Source organism: Corallococcus exercitus, assembly GCF_003611585.1.
Classification (GTDB): domain Bacteria; phylum Myxococcota; class Myxococcia; order Myxococcales; family Myxococcaceae; genus Corallococcus; species Corallococcus exercitus.
The window spans coordinates 1-17,046 of record NZ_RAVW01000201.1 but is presented as its reverse complement, the minus strand read 5'-3'; the positions used below and the strand labels follow the sequence as shown (position 1 = coordinate 17,046).

Annotated in this window: 13 protein-coding genes; 9 read left to right on the top strand and 4 right to left on the bottom strand. The window is 70.4% G+C overall.

The window, feature by feature from the left end; genetic code table 11:
• The 3 genes from D7W79_RS23595 to D7W79_RS23585 all read left to right on the top strand — a co-directional run.
• Positions 1-1,994, top strand: a 1,994-nt coding sequence (locus D7W79_RS23595; protein WP_147442024.1) for a M13 family metallopeptidase, incomplete at its 5' end; no start/stop codon positions are given.
• An 84-nt stretch (positions 1,995-2,078) separates the two neighbouring features.
• The gene (locus D7W79_RS23590) at positions 2,079-2,750 is read left to right on the top strand and encodes an O-methyltransferase (RefSeq protein ID WP_120527647.1); all 672 of its coding nucleotides are present in this window, start codon (positions 2,079-2,081) and stop codon (positions 2,748-2,750) included.
• A 24-nt stretch (positions 2,751-2,774) separates the two neighbouring features.
• Positions 2,775-3,698 carry a LysR family transcriptional regulator gene (locus D7W79_RS23585; protein WP_120527646.1) on the top strand — a complete coding sequence of 308 codons (924 nt, stop codon included), beginning with the start codon at positions 2,775-2,777 and terminating at the stop codon, positions 3,696-3,698.
• Here the strand turns inward: D7W79_RS23585 and D7W79_RS23580 are convergent.
• Entirely contained in the window at positions 3,679-4,356 is a 678-nt protein-coding gene (locus tag D7W79_RS23580) for an O-methyltransferase (RefSeq protein ID WP_120527645.1), read from the bottom strand. The genes D7W79_RS23585 and D7W79_RS23580 overlap by 20 nt on opposite strands.
• A gap of 99 nt (positions 4,357-4,455) precedes the next feature.
• On the opposite strand from D7W79_RS23580, the gene D7W79_RS23575 reads away from it, so the two are divergent.
• The 4 genes from D7W79_RS23575 (at position 4,456) to D7W79_RS23560 (ending at position 9,131) form a co-directional block, all read left to right on the top strand.
• A complete protein-coding gene (locus D7W79_RS23575) occupies positions 4,456-5,685 on the top strand; it encodes a S8 family serine peptidase (protein WP_120527644.1) in 1,230 nt (409 codons plus the stop codon).
• A gap of 133 nt (positions 5,686-5,818) precedes the next feature.
• Positions 5,819-7,201, top strand: a complete 1,383-nt coding sequence (locus tag D7W79_RS23570; RefSeq protein WP_120527643.1) for a hypothetical protein — start codon at positions 5,819-5,821, stop codon at positions 7,199-7,201.
• Between the two features lie 94 nt (positions 7,202-7,295).
• Positions 7,296-8,489 (top strand): toxin-antitoxin system YwqK family antitoxin, encoded by a 1,194-nt coding sequence (locus tag D7W79_RS23565; protein WP_120527642.1) that lies wholly within the window; start codon positions 7,296-7,298, stop codon positions 8,487-8,489.
• A 57-nt stretch (positions 8,490-8,546) separates the two neighbouring features.
• Entirely contained in the window at positions 8,547-9,131 is a 585-nt protein-coding gene (locus tag D7W79_RS23560; RefSeq protein WP_120527641.1) for a TetR/AcrR family transcriptional regulator, read from the top strand.
• Positions 9,132-9,191: 60 nt separating this feature from the next.
• Here the strand turns inward: D7W79_RS23560 and D7W79_RS23555 are convergent, their stop codons facing one another.
• The 3 genes from D7W79_RS23555 to D7W79_RS23545 all read right to left on the bottom strand — a co-directional run bounded on the left by D7W79_RS23555 (position 9,192) and on the right by D7W79_RS23545 (position 14,970).
• On the bottom strand, positions 9,192-10,775 hold the full coding sequence (locus tag D7W79_RS23555; RefSeq protein ID WP_120527640.1) for a peptidoglycan-binding protein: 1,584 nt from the start codon (positions 10,773-10,775) through the stop codon (positions 9,192-9,194).
• Between the two features lie 250 nt (positions 10,776-11,025).
• Entirely contained in the window at positions 11,026-14,361 is a 3,336-nt protein-coding gene (locus tag D7W79_RS23550) for a Dauer Up-regulated (protein ID WP_120527639.1), read from the bottom strand.
• A gap of 246 nt (positions 14,362-14,607) precedes the next feature.
• Entirely contained in the window at positions 14,608-14,970 is a 363-nt protein-coding gene (locus D7W79_RS23545) for a hypothetical protein (RefSeq protein WP_147442022.1), read from the bottom strand.
• A 196-nt stretch (positions 14,971-15,166) separates the two neighbouring features.
• Between D7W79_RS23545 and D7W79_RS23540 the strand changes: the two genes are divergently transcribed.
• Both D7W79_RS23540 and D7W79_RS23535 read left to right on the top strand, forming a co-directional pair.
• Positions 15,167-16,096, top strand: coding sequence for an alpha/beta fold hydrolase (locus D7W79_RS23540; RefSeq protein ID WP_120527637.1), 930 nt, complete (start codon positions 15,167-15,169; stop codon positions 16,094-16,096).
• Positions 16,097-16,138: 42 nt separating this feature from the next.
• On the top strand, positions 16,139-17,046 hold a 908-nt coding region (locus D7W79_RS23535; protein ID WP_120527636.1), incomplete at its 3' end, for a sensor histidine kinase.

Sequence of the window (17,046 nt, the reverse complement as noted above, 5' to 3'; positions counted from 1 at the left end):
CTCCCAAGCCGCAGTTCGGGAGCTTCGGCGTCGACACGCAGGGCATGGACAAGTCCGTGGCCCCGGGCGACGACTTCTACCGCTACGTCAACGGCAAGTGGGTGGACACCACGGAGATCCCTCCGGACCGCTCCTCCTACGGCATGTTCTCGCGGCTGTCCGACGACGCCTCGCAGCAGACGCGCGAATTGCTGGAGGCCGCCGCGAAGTCGGACGCCCCCGCCGGCAGCGAGGAGCGCAAGCTGGGGGACTACTACGCCAGCTTCATGGACGAGGCCGCCATCGAGGCCCGCGGCGCCACGCCGCTCAAGCCGGAGCTGGACCGCATCTCCGCGGTCGCCAACCGCAAGGACCTGGCCGCGCTGCTGGGCACCACGCTGCGCAGTGACGTGGATCCGCTCAACACCGGGCAATCCACCACGGAGCGCCTGCTGGGCCTGTGGGTGGCGGAGGACCTGAACGACCCCAGCCGCTACGCCGCCTACCTCCTCCAGGGCGGCCTGGGCCTGCCGGACCGCGACTTCTACCTGAAGGACACGCCGCGCTTCAAAGAGGTGCGTGAGAAGTATCAGCAGCACATCGCCACCCAGCTGAAGAACGCCGGCATCGCCGACGCGGAAGCCAAGGCCCGCGCCATCTTCGGCCTGGAGAAGAAGATCGCCCAGGTCCACTGGGCGGCCCAGGACACGCAGGACGTGGCCAAGGTGAACAACCCCTGGAAGCAGACGGACTTCGCGAAGAAGGCGCCCGGGATGGACTGGGCCGCGTACTTCGCGAGCGCCGGCCTCACGCCCCAGAAGGACTTCATCGTCTGGCAGCCCAGCGCCATCACCGGCATCGCGAAGCTCGTGGGCAGCGAGCCCCTCCAGACGTGGAAGGACTACCTGGCCTTCCACACCATCCTGCGCAACGCCGCGGTCCTGTCCAAGCCCTTCGTGGACGCGGGCTTCGACTTCAACGGCCGCACCATGTCCGGCGCGCAGCAGCTGCGCCCGCGCTGGAAGCGCGGCGTGGACTTCACCAACGGCGCCATGGGCGAGGCCGTGGGCAAGCGCTACGTGGAGAAGCACTTCCCGCCGGCCGCCAAGGCCGAAGCGGACGTGATGGTGCGCAACATCCTGGCCGCGCTGGGCCGCCACATCGACGCGCTCGCGTGGATGTCGCCGGAGACCAAGGCCCGCGCCAAGGAGAAGCTGGGCACGGTGCAGGTGGGCATCGGCCACCCGGACACCTGGCGTGACTACTCCGGCCTGGAGATCGTCAAGGGAGACGCCTTCGGCAACACGGAGCGCGCGGAGCTCTTCGAGCACCAGCGCAACCTGGCCAAGCTGGGCAAGCCCGTGGACCGCATGGAGTGGTTCATGACGCCCCAGGAGGTCAACGCGCTCAACTCGCCGCAGCAGAACTCCATCATCTTCCCGGCCGCCATCCTCCAGCCGCCCTTCTTCGACCCGAACGCGGATCCGGCCGTGAACTACGGCAGCATCGGCTCCGTCATCGGCCATGAAATCGTCCACAGCTTCGACGACGTGGGCGCGCAGTTCGACGCGCAGGGCAAGCTGGCCAACTGGTGGACGCCCAAGGACCTGGAGCAGTTCAAGGCCGCGGGCCAGGCGCTGGCCGCGCAGTTCAGCGCGTACAAGCCCCTGCCCGACATGAACGTGAACGGCGAGCTGACGCTGGGCGAGAACATCGCCGACGTGGCGGGCATCTCCATCGCGCATGACGCCTACGTGATGTCCCTGGGCGGCAAGCCCGCGCCCACGCTGGACGGCTTCACGGGCGAGCAGCGCTTCTTCATGGGCTTCGCCCAGGCGTGGCGCAACAAGTTCCGGGAGCCGATGCTGCGCCGGCTGCTCGTCACGGATGGGCACTCGCCGGGCATGTTCCGCGCCGCCACGGTGCGCAACCTGGATGCGTGGTACCCGGCGTTCGACGTGAAGCCCGGCCAGGGCCTCTACCTCACGCCGGAGCAGCGCGTGAAGGTCTGGTAGTCGAAGTCCAACCTGCACCGGGCGCACGAAGGCCGTGCGTCCGGTGCACTGGTGCATGAGCCAGCGCGGGCGCACGGTGGGGACATGACCACGACCCTGCATTCGCCCCCTGTCGCCTCGCTGCTCACCCACCTCTTCGCCGACGCGCGCAAGACGGACGCCGCCGTGCTCGCGCCCTTCAGCGCCCTCTCCGCTGATGAGCGCAGGGCCCGGCTGAACGGCGACCCACGCGCCTTCTACGCGAGTGTCGCGGAGGCCTACCTGCCCGTGTCGGAGAAGCTGGGGCAGCTGCTCTACGCGCTCGCCCGCGCACGCCGCGCCCGCACGGTGGTGGAGTTCGGCACGTCCTTCGGCATCTCCACGGTGCACCTGGCGGCGGCGCTGCGCGACGGCGGCGGCGGCCGGCTCATCACCACGGAGTACGAGGCCTCCAAGGTGCGCCGCGCGAAGGAGCACCTCACCCAGGCGGGGCTGGTGGACCTGGTGGAGTTCCGCGTGGGCGACGCGCTGGAGACGCTGCGCACGGACGTACCGGACGGCATCGACCTGGTGCTCCTCGACGGCGCGAAGCCGCTCTACCTGCCGCTCCTGCGGCTCCTGGAGCCGAAGCTCGCGCCCGGGGCCATCCTGGTCGCGGACAACGTGAAGATGAGCCCGGAGTTCGCGGCGCACCTGGCGCGGCCGGAGCACGGCTACGTCACCATCCCCCTGCCCTGGGAGGACGACGACTGCCTCTTCGCCGTGCGTGTCGCCTGACGGCCCGGGGCTAGGATGGCCCGGATGGCGGACCTGGACTTGAACCTGCTCGTGGCGCTCGATGCCCTCCTGCGCGAGGGCAGCGTGGCGCGCGCCGCGGACCGGCTGGGCCTGAGCGCGCCGGCCATGAGCCGCACGCTCACCCGCATCCGCACCGCCATGGGAGACCCGGTGCTGGTGCGCGCGGGACGCGGGCTTGTCCCCACGCCCCGGGCCCTGGCGCTCCAGGAGCAGGTGCGCGCCGTGGTGCGGGATGCCACCGCGCTGCTCGCGCCGGGAACACCCACCGCGCCGGAGGAACTGACGCGCACCCTGACGCTGCGGGTGAACGACGGCGTCATCCCGCTGCTGGGCACCGCGCTCCACCAGCGGGCGCGCGCCGAGGCCCCCGGCGTGACGCTGCGCTTCGTGCCGGAGGGGATGGAGGACGTGGAGTCCCTGCGCGACGGCGAGGTGGACCTGGACATCGGCGTGCAGGGCGCGCTGGGGCCGGAGATCCGCGTGCAGAAGCTGGGCGAGGAGACCTTCATGTGCCTCGTGGGTCGGGCGTCGCCGCTCGCCCGGGGACGGCTGACGCTGGAGCGCTTCGCCCGCGCCGAACATGTCGGCGTGTCGCGGCGGGGGAAGCTGCGCACCCCGCTGGATGACGTGCTGGAGAAACATGGCCACACGCGCCGGGTGACGGCGGTGGTGCCCAACATGCTCGCCGCGGCGGCATTCGTCGCGGAGACGGACGCCGTCACGGTGGTGAACGGCGGGTTCGCGCGCGCGGTGGCCCGGTTGATGCCCGTGAAGGAGCGCCCGGTGCCGCTGCCCCTGCCACGCATCGCCGTCGCGCAGGCGTGGCACCCCCGCTTCGACCGCGACCCCGCGCACGTCTGGCTGCGGCGCACGGTGAAGGCGCTCTGCGAGGCGCCCGCGTTGGGTGCTACCTCGGGTCGCCCGTGACGAGCGCGAGGGAGAAGCCGTCGTACCCCTTGCTGCCCACCGTCTGCACGGCGGTGGCGCTCACGCGGGGCTCGGCGGCCACGGCCTCATAGAAGCGGCGCATGCCCTGGACGTTCACGTCCGTGCTGTCCGCCTCCACGATGCCGCCCTTGCGCACGACGTTGTCCGTGATGATGACGCTGCCCTTGCGCGACAGCTTCAGCGCCCACGCGAAGTACTCCGCCGTGCGCACCTTGTCCGCGTCGATGAAGGTCAGGTCGAACGGCGCCTGTCCCTCCTTCTCCAGCTGGGCGAGCGTGTCCACCGCGTTGCCCAACCGCACCTCCACCGCGCCGGACAGGCCCGCGCGGGCGATGTTCTCCCGCGCCACCTCCGCGTGCTTCGGCACCGCCTCCAGCGTGACGATGCGGCCTCCCGGCGGCAGCGCCCGCGCGAGCCACAGCGTGCTGTAGCCCCCCAGCGTGCCCACCTCCAGGATGCGCTTCGCGCCGTGCAGCTGGGCGAGCAGCATCAGCAACTTGCCCTGGTTCGGCGCCACGTTGATGGCAGGCAGCCCCGCCCTGGCGCTCGCCTCCAATGCCGCTTCCAGCGCGGCGTCCTGCGCCACCATGTGGTCGGTGATGTAGCGGTCGACCGCGGTCCACTGCTCCTGGCTCATGCGTCCTCCCGAAAAACCGTTGAGGCGAAACTTAAAATAGCGCGATGCGACAATGTGGGAGTCGGTAGGCCGCTCCGCATCCCCCCACGGAGTAACCCCATGGAAATCAACCGCAAGTCGCCCGCCTCCATCGCCCCCACCGCCCGCACGGAGACCTCTCGCGCCCAGGGGCCCAAGGCGAAGCCCCTGACGGTGCGTGACGGCTTCGAGCCCCAGGGTGCGCGGCCCTCCAACTTCGTGGACCGCCCGACGGGCCGCCCCACGCCCCCGGGCGCCAGCGTGCCGGCGTCGGCCTTCACCTTCGGGTCCTCCAACGTCGCGGTGAAGCCGGGCTCGAACAAGGTCGTCGACGCGAAGCAGGTGGACCCGTCGCAGCCGAAGCCCAAGCTCACGGGTGAGCCGATCATCGCGGTCATCGACGGCGGCGTGGACTTCAAGCACACCGACCTGGACGACGCGATGTGGACGAACCCCGGCGAGGTCGACGGGGACGGCATCGACAACGACAACAACGGCATCGCGGACGACATCCACGGCTTCAACGTGGGCACCGGCAAGGGCGACGTGTTCAAGGGCGAGGGCACGGACCACGGCACGCACGTGGCGGGCATCATCGCCGCCGAGGACAACGGCGAGGGCAACACCGGCATCGCCGCGGGCAAGGCGAAGGTGCTGAGCGTGGGCGGCCTGTACGACGGCGCGGACCTGCTCACCAACTTCGAGCGCTCGGTGGACTACCTGGTGAAGATGAAGACCGAGCACGGCGTGAACATCCGCGCCGCCAACGCGAGCTTCGGCGACTCCTACCGCGACGCCGCGTCCCAGAAGCGCTGGGAGGCCGCCATCCAGAAGCTGGCGGACGCGGACATCCTGCTGGTCGCGGCCACGGCCAACGGCAACGGCAGCAACATGAACAACGTGCCGGACATGCCCGCCAACGTGGACCTGCCCAACGTCCTCACCGTGGCGTCCATGGACCGCAACAACGACAAGCTGGCCCGCTTCTCGTCGCACGGCGACAAGGTGGTGGACCTGGCCGCCGTGGGCGAGGACGTGCTCAGCACCGTCCCCGGCAACGACTGGGAGGAGATGAGCGGCACCTCCATGGCCACCCCCACCGTGGCCGCCACCGCCGCGCGCATGTTCGCGGAGAACCCGGACCTGACCGCCGTGCAGGTGCGCGACCTCATCCTCAAGACGGTGGAGCAGGACCCGGACCTCAAGGGCAAGGTCATCACCGGCGGCAAGCTGGACATCCAGGCCGCCATCGCCGCCGCCAGGGCCACCGTGGAGCCCAAGCCGGAGACACAGCCCGTCGCCGCGCGCTGATCCTCCCCGGCCTTCACGCCGGGTAGGTCCCCAGCACACACAGGCAGGGAGGTTTTTTCCGGCGCGGACGCAACTTCCGTGAACCCCCGTGAGACAATCCGGGGGTTCCAGTTTTGTGCAGAGGGGGAAGTCCGTGTCCGTCCGCATTCCAGCCGCTGGTGTTCCGCAGACGCGCCTGCCCGATGCGCAGCCCGTCGCGCCGCGCGCGCCCATTTCTCCTTCGCTGGGCTACGCGACCAACGACACCTTCCAGGCGGATGCCGGTGAGATTGGACGCCGCGGCCGCACCCAGCGCGCGGCACCGCCCCCCGCCACGCAGCCGGCCGCGCCCGCCGCCAACACGCGCGCGGAGCCGCTGCAGCCGGAGACGAACACCGCCCTCCAGGCCCGCCTCTCCGCGATGCCGGCGCCCGAGCGCGAGCGCGCCACGCAGTTCCTCAACCAGCACGTCCTCAACACGCCCAACGCGGACCGCGCCACGCGCACGTACCTGGACCTGTCCGCGATGCAGGCCGCGCGTCCGGCCCGGCTGAGCATGGACACGGTGGAGACGCTGACGCGCGGCGTGGCGGAGCCGCGAGGCACCGGCGCCGCCGGCCAGGAAGGCATCCTGGGTCCGGCCCAGGCGCGCGCCGCGGCGAGCGCCATGGTGGGCATGACGGGCGAGGACTTCAGCGCGCTCCAGGGCGCCCTGCGCAACGCGGGCACGCGCGACGGCCAGCCGGTGCCCAACGCGGACGCGCAGACGGAGCGCTCGCTCATCCTCAAGGCCGTGGGGGCGCGGAGCCAGGAGATGACGGCGCCCGGCGCGATGGACCGCGTGCGCAACTTCTTCGGGGACACGACCTCGGAGATGGACGACGTGACGCGCTTCGCGCGGGACATCGCGGGCACGCCGCGCGACACGCTCATCACCCAGTCCACCGCCATCGACGTGAACGCGGGCTCGCGCGCGCTCCAGCAGCGCTTCGACGACTCGTGCGCGCCCACGGCGGCGCAGGTGACCCACGCGGACGCGGACCCCATCTACGCGCGCCGGCTCCACCGCGAGCCCATCCACAGCCTGGACGCGAACACGAACATCGGCCGCGAGCAGCGGCGCGTGCTGGAGAACAACGGCGGCGTCGCGCGGCCCCGCCAGGGCGGCACGGGCGACAGCCTGGGCGTCTCCCCGGACGCCATGCGGGACATGTTCAACCGGGGCGTCTCGCCCAACAGCAACCGCACCTACGCGACCCAGACCATCGCCGACACGCCCCAGGCCCGCCAGGGCGCGCTGGACCGCGCGGACCGGCTGCTGCGCGACGGCGTGGACGTGCCCTTCGCCGTCCTCTGGAACGGCGGCGGCGGCCACGCGATGGTGATGTCCGACGCGCGCGGCCAGGGCGCCAACCGCGAGTACCTGGTCACCGACCCGATGGACGGCAGGACGGGCTGGGTGCGCGGCAGCGACATCGCGGCCGGCAACACCCGCATCGGCCCGGGGACGGGCCGGCTCGCCTGGACCTTCGAATAGCCTTCTGTCACTCGCAGCCTCCCTCCGGGCCCCCTCGCCACGCTTCGTGGCGGGTGTGGGCCCGGAAGCCGTTTCTTCCTTCCGTGAGTCCTCCATGCGCGCGCCATCCGTGATGCGTCTCCTCGTGCTGTCCGTGCCCCTCATCTCCGCGCCCGCGTGGGCCATCGAGCGCTGCTCGTTCCAGGGCAAGCCCATCAACCTGGACAACGGCAACTCCACCGCGAACCTCACCGGCACCGTGCGCTGCGTGGACGAGGACACGAAGAAGGAGACGCACACCGTCGCGTTCAAGAACGGCAAGCAAGACGGCTGGGAGGTGCGCCGCTGGTCCGACGGCCGCGCCGTGGAGCAGGAGTACAAGGCCGGCAAGCGCCACGGCGGCTTCAAGCGCTACGAGGACGGCCGGCTGGTGGAGACCGCGCAGTACGTGGATGACAATCAGCGGGGCGAGGAGCTGCGCTACCACCCCAACGGCAAGGTGTCCCGGCGCGTGGACCGGCAGCCCGAGGACGCGAAGAGCACCTTCGCGGACTACGACGAGACAGGGCGGCTCACCAAGGCGGGCTGCGGCCTGCAGTCGTCGTGGGAGGCGGGCCTGAAGGACTGTGTCTGGAAGGGGCCCTCGCCGCTCGTGTTCTTCCACCCGAACGGGCAGAAGCGCGCCGTCATCCCGATGAAGGACGGCCGGCGCGAAGGCGTGACGGAGCTCTTCGACAAGGACGGGCAGCGCACCGCGACGAATGCGTACTCCGCGGGCGTGCTCAACGGCGTGAGCACGCGCTACGCCGCCGGGAAGGCCCTCAGCTCCACGACCTGGGTCCAGGGCGAGCGGGAGGGCGACGAGACGGAGTTCTTCAACGACGGCGGCAAGAAGCAGGTCGTCACCTGGAAGGGCCGGCAGCAGGTGAAGCGCGTGGAGTACTTCCAGAACGGCGAGCGCAAGCATGAACTCGTGGTGACCGGCGAGCGCGCGGTGGAGTCCTTCTTCGAGGACGACGGCTCCCTGCGCGAGCGGCGCAACCTGATCAAGGGCGAGTGGCACAACGGCTTCGACCCCGATGGCGTCACGGAGACCTTCCTCCCGGACGGCGGACCCGCGAGCCGCGAGCACTACGTGAAGGGCAAGGCCGAAGGCCGCCGCCAGGTGTGGGCGGAGAACGGCACCCTCATCGAGGACTCGCAGTGGGTGAAGGACCGCGTCACTGAGCGCAAGCGCTGGGAGCCCGACGGCGGGCTGGTGGAGGACGAGGCCTTCTACGAGGACGGCTCGCGCAAGAAGAAGAAGTAGGCCCCGGGCGGGTCGCCTTGACGGATGATGGCTGCAATATTACTACCATCATCCATCATGACCCAGAAGACGGAGCAGAAGCAGAAGTCGCACGACGCCATCCTCGCGTCCGCCGCCACGTTGCTCCTGGAGCGCGGCATCCAGGCGAGCTCCATCATGGACGTGATGAAGGGCGCCGGGCTCACGGTGGGCGGCTTCTACGGGCACTTCGACTCGAAGGAGCACCTGTTCACGGAGACCATCCGGGGCACCGCCCGCACGGTGTGGAACGCGCTCCTGCGCAAGGCGAAGGAGGACGCGCCGGACGCGCCCGCGCTGAAGGTCCTGCAGCGCTACCTGTCGCGCCAGCACCGCGACGCCGTCACGCCCACGTGTCCTTTGCCCAGCATCACCGCGGAGGTGTCGCGCACGGGAGAGCCCTACCGGGGCGCGCTGGAGGCGGAGCTCCAGGAGTTCGTCCAGTCGTACGCGGAGCTGCTGCCTTCCGGGGCGCGGCGCCGGGAGAAGGCGCTGTCCGCCATCGCGCTCATGTACGGGGCGCTGTCGCTGGCGCGCGCCGTGCGCGGCACGAAGCTGGGTGACGAGTTCCTGGACGCGGCGAAGAAGCTGGGCGCGGAGCTGCTCACCGGCGACAGGGCATGACAAAGCCCGGTCCGCGTGCTTCCGCGGGCCGGGCTTCGGACGGCTCAGCTCATCCGCGCATCAGTCGCGCTGGATGGCGCCCTTGGGCACCAGGATGACGACCTGCTTGCAGTCCGAGTAGATGATGGAGTTCATGTCCTTGTAGTTGTGGGTCGTCTTGCCGCCGTTGCGCACGATGCCCATGTCGTTGCCCTTGGAGCCGCCGCTGTAGTCCCAGCCGTGGCGCGTCTGGAAGATGATGGCGCCGTCCGGCACCTTTCCGTCCGCGACGAGCTTGCGGTACTGGTCCGCGGTCACGACGTTCGCGGTCGCGTTGCCGTAGGGGCTCTTGATGGTCTGCTGCTTGGAGCCCGGGAACGGGATGGACTCCCAGCCCTTGCGCAGCATCTGCGCCATGCCGCCGCGGGGGTTGTTCGGGTCGTTGCCCGTCGCCGCCGGCGTGTTCGGGATGCCCAGCCGGCTCATGTTGTCCAGCGTGGTGCGCACGCAGTAGCCCGTCTCGCCGTTGTTCAGGCGCGAGGTGGCCAGCTTCTTCAGCGTGGGGTCGTTGGTGTTGATGCGGACGCCGTTGCCCAGCACGGCGCCGTTGTTGTTCGTGCCCTGGGTGTTGTTCGTCCCGCCAGTGGTGTTCGTGCCGCCAGTGGAGTTCGTGCCACCGGAGCGCTTGGCCTCCAGCGCCTTGAGCGTGTCGGGGCCGACCTGGCCCGCGTTGCTGCCCGCCCTCACGCCGTTCGCCCGCTGGAAGTCTTCCACGGCCTTCTTGGTGACGGGGCCGAACTTGCCGTCCGCCGGCACGCCCAGCATCTCCTGGAGTTGCTTCACCGCCGGGCCCTGCATGCCCTCGCGCAGGTTGTGGCCACGCACCTTCACCTGGTCCATCGAGGGCGCGGCGCTCCACTTCGTCCCCGGCTTCTGGGTGCTCGCGGCGGGCTCGAAGGTGTCGGCGGTCTGCGACGGGCGCGTGGTGTTCTGGGTGTTGGTGGCGGTGTTCGTCGCGGCACCGCCGAAGTGCGGCGCCAGCGCCTGCGCGCGCGCCCACACGTCGTTGGAGTAGTCATTGCCCGTGGTCCCCACGTCCATGCCCGCCTGGGTGCGGACGTTGCCGGGGCCGGAGTTGTACGCCGCCACCGCGCCACGAAGCTGCTGCGCCTCGGACCAGTCCGGGTGCGCCTTCTTCATGTCGTTGACGTAGCCCTTGAGGATGCCCGCCGCCTGGTCGATGTGCTCGGCGCTGGTGGGGCCGCCCTTGGTCGTGTGGAAGCGGTGATCCACCTGCATCACGCCGAAGCCGTTGCCGCCGTCGCCGTGGCCCGTGCGGTCCAGCGCCGCGCCCGCGCGGGACTCGCGGCTCGCGATGGCCGCCAGCAGCGCCGGGGGCAGGCCGTGCTTCGCCGCCGCCGCCTCGATGTTGCCCTTGAACTTCTGCAGCCGGGCCAGGTCCGTCTGCGCCATCTTCGTCGACGCGGCCACGCCGGGCTGCAGCCCGTCCTGCGCCGCCGTGCGCGCCGAGGCGCCCGTGGGCTTGTACTGCGACAGGATGGCGTTGGGGTTCGCGCTGTTGCGAACCGCGCTCGTCGTCAGCGCCTGGGAACGATTCGAGAAGACAGAGTTCGTGCGCGTGGACGTGGTCGCGTTGAGGCTCATGCGGGGATTCCTCGGTGGCGGCTGTGATTCCTGCCCCGATTATCCAGACCCCTCCCCGTGAGTTGCGTGAGATCCGGAAATAACGATCTCGCCGTTTAATATGTACGTAATTTTCCGCTCAAACTTGTCTTGTTTGTCACGGACAGGTGACAGACAACTGGAAAAATCCAGCCACACGCCACGAACGCGAACGGGGCCTGTTCCCGTGAAGGAACAGACCCCGTGCGGTGCTACAGGCCTGTGACGAAGGCTACAGCAGGTTGAGGGGGTTCAACTTGGAGAGGACGTCCTTCACCCCGTCGAACGCGTCGCCGGCGAGGTCACCAATCTCGCCGGGCAGGTCCGCCAGCGCCCCGAGCGCGTCGCCAGCGGCCTCGATGCCGTCCTTCGCCAGGTCGCCCAGGTGGCCGACGGCGGCCTCCGCCAGCTGGCCGCCCGCGCCGGCCAGGTCCTTGAGCGCGTCCACGCCCGCGTCGCCCAGGTCCGCCACGGCGACGAGCAGCTCCTTGCCGCCCTCCGTGAGGTTGTCCTTCCAGGCCTTGGCGACGTTCTTGAAGGACTCCACGCCGTCCTTGAGCAGGTCCCTGGCGAAGTCCTTGGCCCACGTCACGCGGTTGTCGACGAAGTCCTTGATGGCGCCGGCCGCCTTGGTGGCCAGCTCGCCGCCCTTGCGGGCCATGTCCGACAGCGTGCTGCCCACCCACTCGCCGGCCTTGGTGAGCGCCTCGCCGGGGTTGTTGGCGATGTACTTGAGCGTCTCCACGGCCTGCTCGCCCGCGTTGGCCAGGCCCTTCACCAGGCCCTCCGCCAGCTCCGCGCCCTTGGCGCCCAGGTCCTTCACGGACTCCCAGGCCTTCTTCGCCAGCTCGCCGCCCTTGGCCAGGGCGTCGCCAATGGCCTCCTTCGCCTTGGCCGCGGCCTCGCCGGGGTTGTTCGCCGTCCAGGCCAGCAGCTCCAGGCCCTTCTCGCCCAGCTCCTTGGCCTTGTTCACCGTGTTGGAGACGAGCGTCGTCGCCCCGTCGATGAGCTCCTTCGCCTTCTCCTTCGCGGCGCCGGTGAGCTTGTCGTAGCCGGCCTTCAGGTCGTTGAGCGTGGAGACGGCCTGCTTGTAGAGCGCCTTGCCCGCGTCCGTGGCCAGGTCCACGCCGGAGTTCACGACGGACTTGATGCCGTCGAGCGCCTTCTTCGCGGCCTCGCCCGGGTTCTGGGCGATGTACTTGAGCGTCTCCAGGCCTTCCTTGCCCAGCTTCTTCGCGCCGTCGATGACGCCGTCGAGGACCTGCTTGGCCTCCTTCGCCAACTCGCCGCCCTTCTCGATGGCGGTGTTGAAGGCCTCCGTCGCCGCCTTCGCCGCGGCCTCGCCGTACTTGGACGGGTTGCGCACCACGTCCGCCAGCTTGTGGATGACCTTCGCGGCCCCCTTGAGGCCCTCGCCGGCCAGCTCCGCCTGCGACACGCCGACGAACTCGGCGGCCTTCACCGCGCCCTTGGCGGCGGTCTCCACGCCCCACTGGATGAGCTGCGCGGTGCCCTCCGCCCCGTAGTACCCGGCCAGGTGCGCCAGGCCCGCGGGGCCCTGCGCGGCGGCGCCGGCCAGGTTCACGGCCTTCATCCAGCCCGGGGCCTTGTAGCCCTCGGGGTCGGCCTCGTACTTGGCCTTCTCCTGGCTGAAGCCGATGTCCATCGCCAGCTCGGCGGCGCCCAGCACCACGCTGGCGCCCACGTCCGCGGCCACGCCCACGCCGGTGAGGTCCAGGGCGATGCCCAGGGCCCCGTCCGCGGTGTTCAGCACCGCGGCGGTGTGCGCGAAGTAGCCCAGGTCGTTGTTCTTGCCGTGCAGCTCCAGCGACTCCTTCTCGTACTTCACCGCGTCGATGGCGTTGGGCAGCGCGCCCGCCACCGGGACGACCTTCGCCAGGTTCTTGAAGACCTTGCCGGCCACGTCGGCGGTGATCTCCACGCCGATCTTGCCCAGCACCTTCTCCATCACCTTGAGGCCCTGGCCCACGAGCTTGCTGCCCGCCTTGTCCAGGAGCGGCCCCAGGCCCTTCACGGTGGTGTTGAGCGCGTCCGCGCCGACGCCGTCGGTGAACTTGAGCAGCGCCTTGACCGCGGCCGGGTCCATGTCCGTGACGAGCTTGGACAGCACCTTGCCCGCTTCGTCGTCCAGCTTGCCCGCGAGCTTCGCGAACTGCTCCGTCGTCTTCGGATCCGACAGGACCTCGTTGAGGGCCTTGTGCTCCATGCCGCCCAGCGCGCTCACCAGCCGCTTGCCGGCCGCGGCGTCCGCCTTGCCCAGCTGGCCCACCAGGTTGTCCAGAGCCTTGGGGTCGGTGATGCCCTTGAGCGCGCCCTCCAGCGACTCCGGACCGCCCAGCTTGGTGGCGGCGGCGTCCAGCTTCTTCAGCTGATCCGGCGTGAGCTTGGAGGCCAGCTGCGGATCCAGCCCCTTCACCTTCACGTTGGCCAGCTGCGTGCCCTGCTGGGCCACGTCCGCCGCGTTCTTCACGCCCGCGTTCTTGAGGACGTCCGTGAAGGCCTTGAGGTCCTTCTTGAGGTCGGGCACCTCCGCCAGCAGTTGCGCGGCGGCCAGCGCCTTGTCCTGCGTGGAGGCGTTGGGGTCCGCCAGGGTGATGGCGGAGCCCGCGGCGCGCAGCGACCCGTCCAGCTTGCGCAGGTCATTGGAGAGCGCCGGGAACTTGTCCCCCGCGAAGTCCTTGAGCGCCTTGCCCAGCTCCAGCGTGGCGGTGGCCTTGTCCGTGGCGGAGGCGTTGGGGTCGGTCCACTTGCCGATGGCGCCCACCAGCTTCTCCGCGGCGGGCAGGCCCTTGAGCGCGGTGTCCAGCACGCCCTTCAGGTCCTCCGGCGCGAAGGCGTCGCCGGTGGCCTTCGCCAGGGTGAGGGCGGCCTGCGCCTTGTCGACGTTGCTCGCCTTGGGGTCCGTCAGCTTGCCCAGCGAGGTGAGCGCGTCGGAGTTGGTGGCCAGCTTCGCCAGCTTGTCGTCCTTGAGGCCCAGGCGGTCCAGCGCGTTGGGAACCGTCTCTGGGAACTGCGACGCCAGCTCGCCCAGGGCGGTGGCCTTCTCCGAGAAGGAGCCGGTGCCCAGCTTGTTGAGCGAGTCATAGGCCTTCTGCAGGTCCTCCTTCTTCTTGTCCTTCAGCTCCGGGAAGAGCTTGGGCAGGTCCTCCGCCTTGTCGGGCAGCGCCTCCGCGTGGGGCGGCTTCGGGTCCGCCGCCGGGGCCGCGACGTTCTGTCCCGCCGGGCCGTTGACCGGGCGCGCGTTGCCGTTGGAGGAGAGCGGCGTGGCGAACGGCGAGGTCGTCTCCCCCGTCAGCCGGTTCACCCCGTTGCGGTTCTGCGGGCCGCTCACGGAGAACTCGTCCTTCTGGAAGAGCTTCACCGTGGGCTGCTTCGTCTGGGTCTGCTGCTGCTGCTTCGCGGCCTGCTCGGCGGCGGCCTTCGCGGCGGCCTCGGCGGCGGCCTTCGCGGCGGCGGCACGGGCAGCGGCTTCCGCGGCGGCGCGCGCGGCGGCCTCGGCGGCGGCACGGGCAGCGGCGGCGGCGGAACCATCAATAGGGGTGGACATGGGCGAAGCTCCTACCTTTTCAAGAACCGAGAATGTCCCCGGGATTCTCTACATTTCGCGGCGAATGTTGCCTGACTCTCCGCATTCTCGCGAATCCCGGGGGAGGACGGGGCTGGTACGTCATTGCCCCTGACCGGGTTACATGGATCGCCGGCCCGCATGACGCGGAAAGACATAGCCAGTGCAATGGATGTCTGGCGGGAGGCCCCGCGCGCTGTCCGGCCGCGTCAGGCCCCCGAGGGCGATTCAGGCCCGCGCTTCGGAGCGGAGCATCCACTGGCCCCACCCCACGCACCCGGCGGAGGTGAACAGGGTCAGCGTCCACGCGACGTTGAAGGGGGCGTTCAGGGCCATGAGCAACGGCAACGGCGTCCACCCCGCGAGGAAGGACGCCGGGGTGAGCCACAGCGCCCTGGTGCCGCGCGTGAGCCCCTGGATGAGGCCCAGGGCGACCCCGGTGAGGGCGAAGCCGACGAACAACGCCAGGGCATACGCCTTGTTGAACATCAGCATGTAGACCCCCAGGAGGGGAAAGACATGCACGAGCCCGGGGAGCCAGATGAGGAAGGCGGTCAGCAGCCAGCGGCTCGGCGACGGGGACGGGGACATGGGCCCAATGCATCCCATGTCCGGGCGCATGGCCACCACTCCCCGCCAGCGGACACTGTCCGGACGGCGATGACGTCGTGACCGCTCATCTTCCCGCCGCGCCGCTCATCACAAAGGCGCGGACCCGGGCTGGCGGCCCCCTAGCCTTCTTCGCGTCACGCACCGTCCGACTGGCGGTCCTTCGCGGAGTCCGTAGATGCGCCGCATCCTGCTCGCCCTCTGTACCCTTCCCCTGCTGTTTGGCTGTGCGACGGCGTCCCCCGGCGGCGGCGCGACGGCCGCTCCAGCGTCAGCGCCCGCGCCGTTCCGCGTCCAGCGCTCTGGCCAGGGCCGGCCGCTGCTGCTCATCCCCGGGCTGTCGTCGTCTGGCAAGGTCTGGGACGCGACGGTGGCGCACTACCAGTCCCGGTATGACTGCCACGTCTTCACGCTCGCGGGTTTCGCGGGGCAGCCCGCGGTGCCCGGCCCCTTCCTGCCCACGATGCGCCGCGCGTTGGCGGACTACATCCGCGGCGAGCACCTGGAGCGCCCCATCCTCGTGGGCCACAGCCTGGGCGGAGTGCTGGCGCTCGCGGTGGCGGAGGACGCACCGGAGCTCGTGGGAGGGCTCGTGCTCGTGGACAGCCTGCCGTTCCTTCCCGCCGCGATGGACCCCTCCGCGACGGCCGAGAGCGTCCGTCCCCAGGTGGAGCAGCTGAGCGCGATGATGCGCATGCAGCCGCCGGATCAGCGCAATGCCCAGACGCTGCGCACGCTGCGCGGCTTCATCACCGACGAGGACAACGTCCAGACCGCGATGCGCTGGAGCGTGGACAGCGATCCGGAAACCATCATCAACGCCTTCTCCGAGCTGTCCACCACGGACCTGCGGCCTCAGCTGACGCGCATCCAGGTGCCCGCGCTCGTGCTGGGCTCGTGGGTGGCGCTGAAGGGCCGGGTGCCGAAGGAGCAGGTGGAGGCCGTCTACCGCGCGCAGTACCGCAACCTCTCCGGTGCGCGCGTGGTGCTGAACGACACGGCCCGGCACTTCATCATGTGGGACGACCCGGCGGGCTTCCTGCGAGAGACCGACGCCTTCCTCGGCGCGCTGCCCGCGCCGGTGGCCCGGGTGGAACCCGTCCACTGAGTGTGCTCGACTCCCCGGTCCTTCGCCGGAGGCACGATTCGGATGACACGCTCGCGGGGCTACGCGGCCTGCCAGGTGGGGGGCTGGGGACTGCACACCCTCCTCAACATCGCGCTGTCGGGGGCTCACGGCCCGCCGGCCATGGGCTGGCTCATCGCCGGTGCGACGGGGCTGGGGCTCACGCACGTGGCGCGCCGGGTGCTGCGGTTCCACGCATGGACCCGTCTGCCATTGCCCCGGCTGGTCGCGCGCGTGCTGGCGGCGGGGCTCGTCCTGGGGCTGCTCCAGAACACCCTCGTCTTCCTGGAGGCCGTGTTCGTCTTCCACGTGTACGCGCTGGAGGAGGCCTCCTGGGCGGGCTACTTCAACAGCGCCACCATGTGGTCGCTGGTGATGGGTGTCTGGTTGACCCTCTATTTCGCCGTGCAGGCCGTCACCCATGCGCGGCGGGTGGAGGTGGAGCACTGGAAGCTGGAGGCGGCGGCCCGGTCCGCGGAGCTGCGCTTCCTCCAGGCGCAGCTCCAGCCGCACTTCCTCTTCAACTGTCTCAACGGCCTGCGGGGCCTCATCGTGGAGGATCCCGTCCGCGCGCAGGAGGCGGTGACGCGCCTGTCGGGGCTGCTGCGCTACGCGCTGGGAGCGCGGGGGCCGGAGACGGTGACGCTGCAGCGGGAGCTCCAGGTGGTGGATGACTACCTGGGCCTGGAGGCCATCCGCCTGGAGGAGCGGCTGCGCGTCCGCATGGACGTAGCGCCCGACGCGCTGGGCGTTCCCGTGCCCGCGATGCTGGTCCAGACGCTGGTGGAGAACGCCATCAAGCACGGCATCGCGCCCGCGCCCCGCGGTGGAGAGGTATCGGTGAAGGCACGCATCGAGGACCGGGCGCTGTGCCTGGAGGTCGCCAACACGCCGGGGAGTCCGGACGTGGGTGCGGCGGGGACGGTGGACTC

What these genes read in the sequence shown, in the direction of transcription:
- D7W79_RS23555 (WP_120527640.1), bottom strand. Translation starts at nt 10,775, where the DNA reads ATGAGCCTCAACGCGACCACGTCCACGCGCACGAACTCTGTCTTCTCG.
- D7W79_RS23575 (WP_120527644.1), top strand. Translation starts at nt 4,456, where the DNA reads ATGGAAATCAACCGCAAGTCGCCCGCCTCCATCGCCCCCACCGCCCGC.
- D7W79_RS23545 (WP_147442022.1), bottom strand. Translation starts at nt 14,970, where the DNA reads ATGTCCCCGTCCCCGTCGCCGAGCCGCTGGCTGCTGACCGCCTTCCTC.
- D7W79_RS23565 (WP_120527642.1), top strand. Translation starts at nt 7,296, where the DNA reads ATGCGCGCGCCATCCGTGATGCGTCTCCTCGTGCTGTCCGTGCCCCTC.
- D7W79_RS23540 (WP_120527637.1), top strand. Translation starts at nt 15,167, where the DNA reads ATGCGCCGCATCCTGCTCGCCCTCTGTACCCTTCCCCTGCTGTTTGGC.
- D7W79_RS23580 (WP_120527645.1), bottom strand. Translation starts at nt 4,356, where the DNA reads ATGAGCCAGGAGCAGTGGACCGCGGTCGACCGCTACATCACCGACCAC.
- D7W79_RS23560 (WP_120527641.1), top strand. Translation starts at nt 8,547, where the DNA reads ATGACCCAGAAGACGGAGCAGAAGCAGAAGTCGCACGACGCCATCCTC.
- D7W79_RS23585 (WP_120527646.1), top strand. Translation starts at nt 2,775, where the DNA reads ATGGCGGACCTGGACTTGAACCTGCTCGTGGCGCTCGATGCCCTCCTG.
- D7W79_RS23550 (WP_120527639.1), bottom strand. Translation starts at nt 14,361, where the DNA reads ATGTCCACCCCTATTGATGGTTCCGCCGCCGCCGCTGCCCGTGCCGCC.
- D7W79_RS23590 (WP_120527647.1), top strand. Translation starts at nt 2,079, where the DNA reads ATGACCACGACCCTGCATTCGCCCCCTGTCGCCTCGCTGCTCACCCAC.